A 12,290-nucleotide genomic window follows, 5' to 3' on the forward strand; every position below is an offset into this window, starting at 1 on the left:
CCGGGCCCATTCCTCGTTCGTGAGATCTCCCCGCCTCATGAGCATGCCAACGTGCCGGAGTGCGAGAAGTCACTTGATCCGCCGGACAGGCCCTAAGGGCTGTCCCGTAACTGTGGTTGCGGGACAGCCGTCAGGCGCTCGGGTTCCTCCACAGATGCCGCTCGTCCAGAGTCCCGAACCGCACGTCTCCGCGTTCAAGGTCGACGAGGATGGGCCAGCAGTCCAACAGCTGCTCTCTGGCATCACGCGAGGCGAGGTACTGCACGGAGTTGTAGGGCACGATCAGGAGCCCGTTGCTCTCACGGACCCGCTCTGCGTCGATGGCCAGAGGCGGCTCGTCGTCGCGCTGACTGCGGGCGAGAAACGTCACCGCGAGTTGCAGGGCCTCGTTCTGCTCCATGATCCGTCTCCAGTCCGTCGGCTCGAAGACGGCACCCTAACCGGCCTGGGATGATCTTGGTGTGGCTGGTGTGATCACAGCGTCGGAGCCGACCTGGATAGCCCCGTTCACGGGGCTCAACCCACGGCAGTTCGGGAAGCTGGTGACGGTGCTGCGACGCGCAGGTGCGGACGCAATCCGCAGAGGCCGGCCGTGGAGTCTTCCGCTGGAGGACCGGGCTTGCTCGTCGCGGCCTACTGTCGCACGAACCTCACTATGCGGCAGCTCGCCCCGCTGTTCGGGGTGTCCAAGTCGGCGGCGGACCGGATCATCGACCACCTCGGGCCGATGCTCGCTCTCCAGCCCCGCAAGCGGTTCGCCAAGGACACCGTGCTCATCGTCGACGGCACTCTGGTCCCCACCCGCGACCACCCCATCGCCGAGCGGTCGAAGAACTACCGGTACTCCACCAACCACCAGGTCGTCATCGACGCCGACACCCGCCTGGTCGTCGTGGTCGGCTGGCCGCTCGCCGGAAACCGCAACGAGTGCAAGGCATGGGCGGAGTCCGGCGCCAAGGCCGCCGTCGGCAAGACCCTCACGATCGCCGACGGCGGATACCCGGGCACCGGACTCGTCATCCCGCACCGTAGAGAGCGCGGCCAGAGTGACCTCCCGTCCTGGAAAGAGGAACACAACCGGTCCCACAAGAAGGTCCGCGCTCGCGTCGAGCACGTCTTCGCCCGGATGAAGACCTGGAAGATCCTCCGCGACTGCCGCCTCAAAGGCGACGGCGTCCACCACGCCATGCTCGGCATCGCCCGCATGCACAACCTCGCCCTCCTCGGATAGACCAGCGGGCCACACGGCGGCCCACCATGCCCTAGACGCCTCGAAGATCATTTACGGGACAGCCCTTAGCGGCAACGGTGCGGACGGCCTGGTGTGAAGGGGCGTGCGCGGGCGATCAGTAGCGCGACGTCGTCGGGGTTGTCGGGGTGCCGGAGGCCGTGAAGAAGCCGGTCGCAGGTCTCTTCCAGCGGGGAGTCGGGTGTCTCGAGCAGGCGGAGGAGGGTGTTGAGGCGTCCGTCGATGGGGTCGTGACGGGTTTCGACGAGTCCGTCTGTGTAGAGGATCAGTTGGTCGCCAGGGGCGAGGCGGAGAGTGGTGGTTTCGAAGGGGACGCCGCCGACGCCGAGGGGGGTGCCGGTGGGCAGGTCGAGCAGTCGGGGGCGCTCACCGCTGTGGACGAGGACGGGGGGCAGGTGGCCGGCGTTGGCTATGCGGCACATACCGTCGTGCGGGTCGTAGGCGGCATAGAGGCAGGTGGCGATGTACGGCTCCAGCCCGGAGGTGATCGCGTCGAGCTGCTCGAGGACCCGGGCAGGGCCGAGATCGAGTCGGGCGAAGGCCGCGGTCGCGGTGCGCAGACGGCCCATGGTCGCGGCGGCGTCGATACCGCTGCCCATCACATCGCCCACGACCAGCGCTGTCTTGTCCCCGCCGAGGGGGAGGACGTCGTACCAGTCGCCGCCGATCTCGTAGGCGACCTGCGCGGGCAGGTACCGGGAGGCGACCTGCAGGCCGGGCAGCTCGGGTGGGTGATCTGGCAGCAGGCTACGCTGCAGGGTCTCGGCGGCGTTGCGCACGCTCTGGTGTGTGCGGGCGTTGTCGATGCACACTGCGGCGCGGGAGGCCAGCTCCGTGGCGATGGCGAGATCGTCCTCGTCGAACGGCCGCGGATCGCGGGCCCGGGTAAGTCCCAGGAAGCCGAGGACGGTGCCACGTGCGGCGAGCGGGACGGCCAGGTAGGAGTGCACTCCCGCGCGGGCCAGCAGCGTGGCGGCCTCCTCGTCGCGGGCGATGCGCGTGAGGTCGTTTCCATCGGCGTGCCGGATCAGGATGGGGCGGCCGGTGCGCACGCATCGGGTGGCCAACCGGCCGGCGTCGTAAGCGGCGGTCTGGCCGGGCGGGTCGGCGGCCTGCAGGGCTTCGGTGGGGTAGGCGGCCTTTACCGCCAGCGCGCGGAAGAGCGCTGGGCCGTCTGTCGTGGCGGGGCGGTGCTCGTCGATGACGGAGTCGAGCACATCGACGGCGACCACGTCGGCGAGCTCGGGCACGGTCACCTCGGCCAGCTCCCGGGCCGTCTGCTCGACGTCCAGGGTGGTGCCGATGCGTGCGGAGCCGTCGGCGATTATGGCCAGGCGCCGTCGGGTCTCGGTGGCCAGCGTGGCCGACCGGTAGCGGTCGGTGACGTCCACCACCAGGTCGGCCACCCCGAGAACGCGGCCCTGGGTGTCCTCCAGCCGGTACAGCGAGATCGACCAGGCGTGCTTGTGTTCGGGATCGGCCGGGGAGCGGCCGACGATGGTGGACTGGTCGATCAGGGCGATCCCGGTCTCGAGGACCTGTCGCATCGCGGCCTCGGGCACTTCGAACTTCGATTGCTTCATGATTTCGCGGTAGTGGCGGCCGAGGTGCTCTGTCGCCGGAATGCCATGCATGCGCTCCAAGGCGGGATTGACGGCCACATAGCGCAGGTCGGTGTCGAGGATCGCGATCCCGATGGGGGACTGGGCGATCAGCCGGGTGGACAGGGCGACGTCCCGCTCCAGCGCGCGCAGTGTGGGCGAGTCGGTGCCGAGCCCGAGGGCGTAGAAGTCACCCAGATCGTCGAGCAGCCGCATGTTGCGCAGCTCCACCGGCCGCGTTATGCCGTCCTTGCACCGGATGGGGAATGTCCCGCCCCAGCTCTGTCCGGTCTCCATGACCTCGGCGAACTTCTTGACCACCCAGTCCAAGTGCTCTTCGTGGACGAGCAGCCGTGCGGCGTACTGCCCGAGCGCCTCCTTGGCGGTGTAGCCGTAGAGGGCCTCGGCCTGCGGGCTCCACAGGACGATTCGGCCTTCGGCATCCAGCAGCACCGCCGCGACAGCGAGAAGGTCCATCAGCCCGCTCGGCTGCGACGGCTCCCCCTCCCGGCGGTTGCCCGCCCGGTCGAGGTCCGCGGGAGGCCATCCGGCTTCGCCCATCGCGGCACTCCCTCCCGCCAGCCGGCACGGGGTCATCCGCCGGCCTGGCTGGGTCGGCAGGTGCTTCGCCTCCATGGTCCCCCGGACCGCCGGAGAACACATACTCCTGTCAGCACGGTGCCACCTGGGCGCATTAGCGGCATCCAAGCCGACGCCCCCGGCACCGCTCGCGGGCCTCTTGCTGCAACCCTCCTCCACGCGTCTGCACCCGTCGTGGCTGAAGCCCTCGAAGAGCATCAACGGACAGCAGCCCGGCGACCCCGCCAAGCTCGCCCACGCCCTGCTGACCCTCGCCGGCCAGGACCAGCCGCCGCTGGGGGCTGCTCAGGTTCGCCGGCGGTGCTCGCCACGGGGCGCTCCTCCCGCCGTCCTGCGCCTCGAATTCTCGCTGGTCGCCGTCGGATGGCACGGGCGCGGCGGCCCCCTTCCGATGCGCCACTGGCTGAACGCGGGCAACGCGCGCCCGATCCCTGGAGGACCACCACCTGGTGAGGATCGAATCGGTCCAGGACGGCCAGCGGCAGGTGCGGGTACTCACCGCCCGGGGCCGGTTCCGGGGCACCGTGGCGCGGCGTAGCCGGTTGGCGATCGCCGGTCCCAGTTCCTGTTCCGCTGGCCGGCGGGGTGCAGTACATCGGCCGTCGAAGCGACCGCTGCGGCACGGTCGTCGTACCCGGTGCCGAGCAGCTCCCCGGTGACCGGGGCATACTCCTCCTTGCGCGGCACCGAACCCGTATGCCCTTCGGTTCACGCTGCACACCCGTTTCCGCGCGTGGGCCACGGACGGCACGTTCGAGCGGATGCTCCAAGCGGCCCAAGCCCAGGCGGAATGCCGCCGGATACATCGTCTGGCTGGTGTCGGTCGACTCCACGATCGTGCGGGCCCACCACCATGCCGCCGGAGCCCAAAAAAAGGGGGGCTCCGAGCACTCGGACGTTCGCGAGGTGGCCTGACCAGCAGGATTCATCTGGCCTGTGATGCCTTCGGCCGACCGCTCGCCCTGGTGGTCACCGGCGGCAACACCAATGACTGCACCCAGTCACCACGGTGATGGACACGATCCGAGTGCCTCGCATCGGACCGGGCCGGCCCCGGACCAGGCCGTCTCATGTCATCGGCGACAAGGGCTACAGCTCGAAGGCGATCCGCGCCTGGCTCCGTCGGCGCGGCATCACTCACACGATCCCCGAGCGGGCCGACCAGGTCCGCAACCGCCTGAAGCGCGGCAGCCGCGGCGGTCGGCCACCCGCCTTCAACCAGCAGCTTGGAAAGCGGCGCAACGGGTGGAACGGTGCTTCAACCGGCTGAAGCAGTGGCGCGGCATCGCCACCCGCTACGACAAAACCGCCGAGTCCTACCAAGCAGCCGTCACCCTCGCGTCCCTGCTGATGTGGGCCTGACATTTGACGACAACCCCTAGGCCGAGGCGGCTGTCAAGGTCTATGCAACGCCCAGTTTCCCGTGAGCAGCGCAACGAGAAGCCCGCTGCCCGTAGGGGCTACCGCTACCAGCCGGATGCCATGTCGCCACCACAGCTTTGCACGGCCCTGGCAACCCCGAATCACTCGGCTCGGGCTGTGCTGTTGCGCTGACGTGGTCAGGTTGCCCCAGCACGGATCCTGGGGCCGGATGCGGTCGTCCGAGCCAGCCGCTGTCTGAGTCGATGTCGTCTACCGAACCAGACGCGTCCGTCTAATGGACGGCTGATCGAATGGCGGAGTTCTGGACGGGGTAGAACGGATGCCGGGCGTCTTGTCGTGGTGGAAGACGCCGTTACTCACCCCGGCCGGTATCAGCGAGATCGAAGGACGCCCGCCCACCGACGCGGACGTCCGTCTGCCCGTGGCTCTCACCCTGCGTACGCTGACCGCCTGCGGGCCCGGTTTCACGGCCACACTGGCCACGCCGAAGGGCCCGGCAGCGGTGCGCGAGCAACCAGCGGACGCCCTGCTCACGCCGCTGCGGAAGGCGGGCTGAGCATGCCCGGCATGGTGGCATGCCCCGCCCTGGCACGGCCGCCGGAGCCCGGCGCACCGCACGGCTCACAGCGAACTTCTGGGGGTCGCGCCCGCGCCAGCCGACGCGCAGCACGACGCCTCTGGAGGAGACGGCGACACCCCACCCGCTGCCCGCCCCCGTGCACGTTCCGGTAGGGGCGTTTAGCCCTTGAGCTTCTCCGGATCCATGACCTCGCCGGCCGGCGGGGCCGTGACCGTCACAGGCTTGTTGAAGGCCGAGAAGTCGAACGAGCCGGGCTCCTTGCCGCCCTCAGCGGTCAACCTGAGCGCGTAGGGCTCGCCCTTGGCGGCCACCAAGAGGGTGTGGGTCGCGGCACCGTCCTTCCCCTTGAGCGTCACGGCGGGCGTGCCGTTGACGTCGGTGTCCGCCTTCCTGGTCAGGTGGCTCTCCTTCTCGTCCTTCTCAAACATCGTGCCGATGTCGCAGAAGGGGAACTTGTCGTCCGCCTTCGCGTCCTGCGCCGGCATCTTGAACCAGCGGCCGTTGAGCATCTCGATGAGGGCCTCCGTGTCCTCCGACGAGGAGCCGTCCTCGCTGCCCATCTCCCGCCAGAACTTCTTGTCGCCCTTCATGTAGGCGGCGTCGCCGATCTGACGGAACTCGGCGGACGCATCCCCCGTGCCGAAGGTCCCCTGACAGTCACCCCTCTTGGCGACGGCGAAGTCGAAGGTCATGTGCTTGCCGTCCGTGGTCATGCTGCCCTTGACCCTGAACGAGTCGAGCTTCGTCATCGCCACACGGGCCTTCTCGGAGATCTGATCCGCGGTCAGGCCCTTGAACGCCTCCGCGGTGGCCGAGGCGGAGCCGCCGGATGCCTTCGGGTCGTCCGACTTGTCCGTACCACAGGCGGTCAGGGCCATCAGCGACGACACACCGAGGCTTGCCGTGACCATGAGAGTCCGATTGCTCATTTTTATTCTCCCCATAAACAAGACCGTCCGCTGATCGGACCCGGGACGGACGCAAAGGGATGCGAAGATCGGCACGTGATCCGCCTCACATGAGGTGAGGGCCCACCGAGGGACATGGGGTGACCGTGCCGACCGATACCGGTTCACAGTTCGTCAGGGAAGCCGCACGCCGCATCGTGGATCTCGTGCTCACCGAGGACGACGTCTACCTCGACAGCCTTCCGGACGAGGTCGAGGCCTCCATCGCGGTTCCGTTGATCGAGGTGGCGAGGATGCTGGACGAGCCCGCCGGCAACAAGGAGTTCCGGGGCGGCGTTCCGGCAGCGTTACGAACAGCTCGTACGCGGCGCGTGCCGAGGCGGACGACGAGCTGCCGCCGCCGTACTACCGGCCCAAGCGGATCCACTCTGGCGGCGGCCGGCTCCGATATCCCACCATGAAAACGAGGCCGACGATGACCACGCCCTGGCCGCCCCGGCGCACCGCCCGCCGTCCGCTCGCCCCGGGCGTCGCCGTGCCACGCGAGCCGGTTGACCCGCCCGCATCGGCCGCCGCGTCGTACGCCGCAGGCCAAGGGCATCGACAACGGTGCCATCGCGGCGGCCCTCGAGGACACCCGGTTCTTCGCGCGGCACGCGGACACCCTGCGGTTCGTGCTGTTCGAGGCCAGACCGGCGGGTCTGCTGTTCCCTCAGTGACCCGCGCCAGCGGGCTGTCCCCCAGCCAGGTCAGGTCGGGGCTGGCGGCATTGCGCGACGTCATCGCCGAGAACGGCTGGCCACCGCTGATCTGGACGAGGGCCGACGGCTACCAGCTCGGCGCCGAACGGGCCGCACTGGAGGCATACGAACGGGCCGTACTCGCCGAGAAACTGACCGAGTTCCGCAGGTTCATCACCGGCACGGTCGCCCCGCACGCCGCCGCCCACCCGGGCGACAAGCGGGTACGCCAATCGTCGCCCAGCTCAACTCCATCGAATCCACCCTCGACCTCGTCGTCTCTTCCTGACCGCCACCGAGGGGCGCCCGGCCTCCGGCCGGGCGACCCTCCCCTTGGATCTGGAGGGAAGCCCGCCGCCATGCGTCAGCGTCGCTATCCCTCCGACACCATGAACGCGGAATAAGCCCTGATCGAACCGCTGTTGCCGGAGCCGGCCTGCGAGACCAGCCGCGGCGGACGGCCCGAGAAACACCCCCGGCGGGAGATCGTCGACGCAATCCGCTACGTCGCCGACACCGGATGCACATGGCGGGCTCTACCTGCTGGCTTCCCACCATGGCGCACGGTTTGGGGGTTCATGGCCCGCGGGGCAGCCGCCGGAGTAATCGGCCAGATCCGCGACCACCTCACCAGCCGGATCCGCTGCGACATGGGCAAAGGCCCCCGAGCGGTCGCCACCGTGATCGACTCCCAGAGCGTCAAGGCCGCCGAAACCGTCGGCAAGGACTCCCGCGGCTACGACGCGGGCAAGAAGATCAACGGCCGCAAGGCGCCACCTCGTTGTTGACACCCGCGGCCTTCCCTTGTTCGTGAAGGTCACCCCCGCTGACCTCCACGACAGCCACGCGGCCAAGGAAGTCCTCTTTCGGCTCCTCCTCATGCACCCCGAGATCACCATCGTCTGGGCCGACTCCGCCCTACGCCGGAAAGCTCGTGACCTGGGCGAAAAAGCACCTGGGCCTCACGATCAAGACCGTCAGCCGCCCGAAGGACACCTCCGGCTTCATCGACACCGCCCACGTGCGGGCTAAAAAAGGAGCGAACACACAGGTCCGAGCCCCGTGGACCGAGGCAAGCCGGTTCCAAGATGCACATCCTGTCGGACGCGAACGGACTGCCCCTCCTCGTCGGCGTCTCGTCCGCCAACACCCAAGACAGCGAAGGACTGAAGCCGATGGTGGAGGGTCACCAAACGAGACACGACCCCCACCGCGGCCGGTATTTCAAGCCCCAGCGGCTGCATGCGGACAAGGCTTACGACCGGGCTGATCTGCGCAGATGGCTCCGCGGGAAGCGCATCGGAGTACGCATCGCACGCAAAGGCATCGAGTCCAGTGAACGATTGGGGCGACGCCGCTGGGTCATCGAGCGGACGATGTCCTGGCTGTCCGGCTACCGCCGGCTCAACCCTCGCTACGAACGCAATCCCCGCAACTACCTGGCCTTTCTCGGCCTCGCCGCCGCCCTGTGCTGCTACAAGCGACTCATCGGCCTCACCACGTAGGACACGGTCTAAGCCCGGGACGTGACGAGTACGAGGTTCATAGCCATAGATGCGTTCTGTGCTTCGCACGACCAGTCCGGAGCGGGGACCGTGCATTCGAAGCTTGCGCAGGGTTTCACACACGGCCCCCACGAGACATGCTGTGTAGAAGAAAAAGACCTGCGGGGGACACGGTCCCCCCACCATGACGGGGTGCACGGTGCGTCGTCGCCCTCGCTGGCCACGAGGTCATACAGACCGGTAGTGGTCATGCGCTCCCTCCGGTGTTGGCGTTGGCCGCCTTGAGGACGATGCGGGCCCGGACGGGTGCGGCGAGAGCGTGCTGCGGGTTCTGGTCGTGGACGACCATCCGGTGTTCCGGATGGGGATGGCCGCGCTGCTCGGCTCCCTTGCCGGGATCGTGGTGGCGGGCGAGGCGGACACCGCCGACGGCGCGGTTGCGGCGGTCACAGCGCTGCGGCCCGACGTCGTGGTGATGGATCTGCACCTGGGCGAGCCGGCCGCGTCCGGTGTCGAGGCCACCCGGGAGATCCTGCGGCTGCGGCCCGGCACGGCCGTCCTGGTCGTGACGATGCTGGACGATGACGCGTCGGTGTTCGCGTCCGTGCGGGCCGGGGCCCGCGGATACCTGCTCAAGGGCGCGGGCCCCGCCGAGGTCGAGCGTGCGGTGCGGGCGGTCGCCAACGATGAGGTGATCCTGGGTTCGGCGGTGGCCGGCCGGGCCGTGGCCTACCTGACCGGGGCGGCGGTTCCCGCGCCGGATGCGATGGGCGCACTGACCGCACGGGAGCGGGAGGTCCTGGACTTGGTGGCCAGGGGGCTGGACAACCGGGCGGTCTCCCGGCACGTGGTCCTCAGTCAGAAGACCGTGCGCAACCACCTGTCCAACATCCTCACCAAGCTTCAGGCCGCGAGCCGGGGCGAGGTCATTGTCCGGGCCCGGCGGGCGGGCCTGAGCGGCCCCTGAACAACCGCGGACGCGGACACGGCGTACCCGTCCCTGCCGGGACGGATGCCCAGGCGGCTTCGGGACAGCTGCCTCATGAATGCAGGACACCCCTGTTGCGACAGTGGTCACGCATCACTGGGAACGCATCACCGGATCAGGGGGAACCATCCACATGCGTCACAGCAACGCAAGCAGCAGAAGCCGTGTCAGCCGGCGGGCCCGCATCCTGGCTGTGGCGACCGCGGCCTTCGGTCTCGTCGCCGCGCCCGCCGTCACCGCCTCGGCCGTGCTCGCCTCCGCGGCCGACGGCGGGACCGCCCTCACGAGCACCCTGCGCAAGGCGGTGATCAGCGGGCCGTTCGTCATCCGCGACGACGAGGGCTGGTCGCCGGGCACGTACCGCAGGGGCGAGATCAACGCGGTCCGCTGGACGGACGGCGTGTACGGGCCCAACGAGTGGTGGCGACCTAGTGCGGCGGCGAGATCCGCGTGGAACTGCACGCGTTCGCGCAGGTGGTGGACGACAAGGGCACGCTGCTGTTCGGGGCGGACGCCCTGTTCTACGAGGGCACCAAGGACACCACCACCGATCTGGACGACGATGTCCGGGACCTGCGGTTCCAGGTGGCCGCCGGGCAGTCCGTGTCGCACACGGTCTACCTGAAGAACAAGGAGAACGGCGGCAAGGACTACGCGACGCTGGAGCTGACCTTCACCAACGCGAGCTGACGGCGGGACGCCGCAGTGCTGTGGCGCTCCGCGAGCACCACGACACCTGCGTCAGACGTGGGCGCCGGCCTCCCCGGTGCAGGTCGGCTCAGCAGCCGGTGGCGTTGTAGTTCCAGAACGCGGTCATGGTTTGCGTTCCGGCGATCCCGCCGGGGGTTCCGGCGTTGTAGCCGACGGCGTTCAGGAACTTCTGCAGCGCCCTGATGGTGTCGGGTCCGACGACCCCGTCGACGGTACCGGCGTCGTAACCCCAGGCGTTGAGCATCCTCTGCGCTGCCTTCCAGCTGTGGGTGCCCAACTACCCGTCGACGGTACCGGCGTTGAAGCCCCGGCGTTCAGACAGCTCTGCCAGTTCTTGGCCCTGGCCGTACCCAGGCGAGGTTCTCCACTGCCAGGACGGAGGCGTGCGGGCTGCTGACCGCGGGCCTCGCACCCTGCTGGGGGGCCGCAAGGCTCGTCGGATCGTGAGGCTGAAGCCAGCGCAAAATCGGTTCAATGCCGCATAGCCGTTCAGGCCGGTGGCAGCGTCTGCCACGTGTCCGGCCCCCCGCCTGCACGCGGGCGGAGAGGACCTGAGCCGCCGCCGACATGGGGCAGGACCCGCCGGGCATGTTGCTTCTCGGGCTCTACCAGCGGCCCGCAACGATCCGTCCTCATGGTCGAACGGGAGGAACGACGTGATCCTCGGCACTGGACCGGCAACCCCGGAGCGTGTCACCACGTCCGGCGCGGCGGCACGCAAGCAGCGGCTGCGCCGCCGTCTGGAACGGCTGATCGGGGTGGCCGCCACCGAAGGCAACGATCTGCTGCCCCTGCGCAACGGCGACGAGATCTTCCCCGCGATGCTCAGGGCGATCCGGTCGGCCCAGTACACGATCGACATGATGACGTTCGTGTACTGGCGTGGTCAGATCGCCCGGGACTTCGCCGTCGCTCTCGCTGACCGGGCCCGGGCGGGCGTGCGCGTCCGTCTGCTGCTGGACGGCTTCGGCGCCAAGGACATCGAGCAGCGGCTGCTGGATCTCATGGATGCGGCCGGTGTGCAGGTGGCCTGGTTCCGCAAGCCCGCCTGGCTGTCGCCGTTCAAGCAGAACCACCGCTGCCACCGCAAGGCTCTCGTCGTCGATGAGCAGACCGCCTTCACCGGCGGCGTCGGTATCGCGGAGGAATGGTGCGGTGACGCCCGCAACCCCGGGGAGTGGCGCGACACCCACGTGCAGGTGCGCGGACCGGCCGTGGACGGCATCGCGGCCGCGTTCGCGCAGAACTGGGCCGAGTGCCACGACCAGCTCTACGACGATCGCGACCGCTTCATCGAGCACTCGCAGGCCGGCTCGTCGGTGGTCCAGGTCGTACGCGGCTCTGCCAGCATCGGCTGGCAGGACATGCAGACGCTCATCCGCGTCATGCTCACCTCCGCCGAGGAGCGCTTCCGCCTCGCCACCGCCTACTTCGCCCCCGACACCTACTTCATCGACCTGCTGTGTCAGACCGCCCGCCGCGGGGTGCGCGTGGAGATCCTGCTTCCCGGGCCGCACACCGACCAGCGCGCCTGCCAGCTCGCCGGCCAGCGCCACTACACACGGCTGCTGGAAGCAGGCGTGCAGATACGCCAGTACCAGCCGACCATGATGCACGCCAAGATCATCACTGTGGACTCGGTCGCCGCCCTGATCGGATCCACCAATTTCAACCGCCGGTCCATGGACCATGACGAGGAGGTCATGCTCGCCGTCCTGGACGAGACGTTCACCGCCGAACTCGACCGGGACTACGACGCGGACCTGCGGCGCAGCGTCGACATCGACCTCACCCGATGGAGACGGCGGGCCATACTGCAGCGCGCCGAGGAAGCCGCCGTCGCTCCGATCCGGCGGTTCCTGTGACGCATCTGCCTCAGCGCGCGCCGCTTCCCCGCCGATCGCCGCTGGGGGCGCCCCGGGCCGGGTACAACCCCGGTGGGGTCCGCCGGCGCGGGCGGGCAGGGGGGTGCCATGGGTGCCGTGCACTGGCTGGCTGCGCGGTGCGTGCCGCGCAAGGTGACCG

Annotated in this window: 10 protein-coding genes and 5 pseudogenes; 10 read left to right on the top strand and 5 right to left on the bottom strand. The window is 69.1% G+C overall.

Features of this window, described 5'->3' with window-relative positions; translation table 11 throughout:
* Nucleotides 1–130 precede the first annotated feature (130 nt).
* A complete protein-coding gene (locus ACIP4Y_RS35080; protein ID WP_401400206.1) occupies nucleotides 131–400 on the bottom strand; it encodes a YrhB domain-containing protein in 270 nt (89 codons plus the stop codon).
* Between the two features lie 61 nt (nucleotides 401–461).
* Between ACIP4Y_RS35080 and ACIP4Y_RS35085 the strand changes: the two are divergent.
* A pseudogene (locus tag ACIP4Y_RS35085) lies at nucleotides 462–1,231 on the top strand (transposase).
* Nucleotides 1,232–1,296: 65 nt separating this feature from the next.
* Here ACIP4Y_RS35085 and ACIP4Y_RS35090 read toward each other — a convergent pair.
* Nucleotides 1,297–3,411, bottom strand: a complete 2,115-nt coding sequence (locus ACIP4Y_RS35090) for a SpoIIE family protein phosphatase (protein ID WP_401400209.1) — start codon at nucleotides 3,409–3,411, stop codon at nucleotides 1,297–1,299.
* A 725-nt stretch (nucleotides 3,412–4,136) separates the two neighbouring features.
* Here ACIP4Y_RS35090 and ACIP4Y_RS35095 point away from each other — a divergent pair.
* Both ACIP4Y_RS35095 and ACIP4Y_RS35100 read left to right on the top strand, forming a co-directional pair.
* Nucleotides 4,137–4,812: pseudogene (locus ACIP4Y_RS35095) on the top strand (IS5 family transposase); the annotation flags it as partial.
* A gap of 340 nt (nucleotides 4,813–5,152) precedes the next feature.
* Complete coding sequence (locus tag ACIP4Y_RS35100) at nucleotides 5,153–5,389, top strand: hypothetical protein (RefSeq protein WP_401400212.1); 237 nt, start codon at nucleotides 5,153–5,155, stop codon at nucleotides 5,387–5,389.
* Between the two features lie 182 nt (nucleotides 5,390–5,571).
* On the opposite strand, the gene ACIP4Y_RS35105 is transcribed toward ACIP4Y_RS35100, so the two are convergent.
* Nucleotides 5,572–6,342 carry a hypothetical protein gene (locus tag ACIP4Y_RS35105; RefSeq protein ID WP_401400215.1) on the bottom strand — a complete coding sequence of 257 codons (771 nt, stop codon included), beginning with the start codon at nucleotides 6,340–6,342 and terminating at the stop codon, nucleotides 5,572–5,574.
* Between the two features lie 119 nt (nucleotides 6,343–6,461).
* Here ACIP4Y_RS35105 and ACIP4Y_RS35110 point away from each other — a divergent pair, with 119 nt between their 5' ends.
* The 5 genes and pseudogenes from ACIP4Y_RS35110 to ACIP4Y_RS35130 all read left to right on the top strand — a co-directional run bounded on the left by ACIP4Y_RS35110 (nucleotide 6,462) and on the right by ACIP4Y_RS35130 (nucleotide 9,533).
* On the top strand, nucleotides 6,462–6,782 hold the full coding sequence (locus ACIP4Y_RS35110) for a hypothetical protein (RefSeq protein ID WP_401400218.1): 321 nt from the start codon (nucleotides 6,462–6,464) through the stop codon (nucleotides 6,780–6,782).
* A gap of 153 nt (nucleotides 6,783–6,935) precedes the next feature.
* Nucleotides 6,936–7,350: pseudogene (locus ACIP4Y_RS35115) on the top strand (RacP protein).
* A 118-nt stretch (nucleotides 7,351–7,468) separates the two neighbouring features.
* Nucleotides 7,469–8,070 (top strand): annotated as a pseudogene (locus ACIP4Y_RS35120) (IS5 family transposase); the annotation flags it as partial.
* A pseudogene (locus ACIP4Y_RS35125) lies at nucleotides 8,068–8,566 on the top strand (IS5 family transposase); the annotation flags it as partial. The pseudogenes ACIP4Y_RS35120 and ACIP4Y_RS35125, both read left to right, overlap by 3 nt.
* A gap of 319 nt (nucleotides 8,567–8,885) precedes the next feature.
* Nucleotides 8,886–9,533, top strand: a complete 648-nt coding sequence (locus ACIP4Y_RS35130; RefSeq protein WP_401400221.1) for a response regulator — start codon at nucleotides 8,886–8,888, stop codon at nucleotides 9,531–9,533.
* Nucleotides 9,534–9,692: 159 nt separating this feature from the next.
* Here ACIP4Y_RS35130 and ACIP4Y_RS35135 read toward each other — a convergent pair whose 3' ends face one another.
* Nucleotides 9,693–9,932 carry a hypothetical protein gene (locus ACIP4Y_RS35135; protein WP_401400224.1) on the bottom strand — a complete coding sequence of 80 codons (240 nt, stop codon included), beginning with the start codon at nucleotides 9,930–9,932 and terminating at the stop codon, nucleotides 9,693–9,695.
* Between the two features lie 72 nt (nucleotides 9,933–10,004).
* Between ACIP4Y_RS35135 and ACIP4Y_RS35140 the strand changes: the two genes are divergently transcribed.
* Nucleotides 10,005–10,244 (top strand): hypothetical protein, encoded by a 240-nt coding sequence (locus ACIP4Y_RS35140; RefSeq protein ID WP_401400226.1) that lies wholly within the window; start codon nucleotides 10,005–10,007, stop codon nucleotides 10,242–10,244.
* A gap of 88 nt (nucleotides 10,245–10,332) precedes the next feature.
* Here ACIP4Y_RS35140 and ACIP4Y_RS35145 read toward each other — a convergent pair whose 3' ends face one another.
* On the bottom strand, nucleotides 10,333–10,542 hold the full coding sequence (locus ACIP4Y_RS35145) for a peptidoglycan-binding protein (protein WP_401400228.1): 210 nt from the start codon (nucleotides 10,540–10,542) through the stop codon (nucleotides 10,333–10,335).
* A gap of 379 nt (nucleotides 10,543–10,921) precedes the next feature.
* Here ACIP4Y_RS35145 and ACIP4Y_RS35150 point away from each other — a divergent pair, with 379 nt between their 5' ends.
* The gene (locus tag ACIP4Y_RS35150) at nucleotides 10,922–12,130 is read left to right on the top strand and encodes a phosphatidylserine/phosphatidylglycerophosphate/cardiolipin synthase family protein (RefSeq protein WP_401400231.1); all 1,209 of its coding nucleotides are present in this window, start codon (nucleotides 10,922–10,924) and stop codon (nucleotides 12,128–12,130) included.
* The last annotated feature ends 160 nt before the right edge of the window (nucleotides 12,131–12,290 follow it).

The sequence above is a fragment of the Streptomyces sp. NPDC088810 genome (assembly GCF_044750305.1).
Taxonomy (GTDB): domain Bacteria; phylum Actinomycetota; class Actinomycetes; order Streptomycetales; family Streptomycetaceae; genus Streptomyces.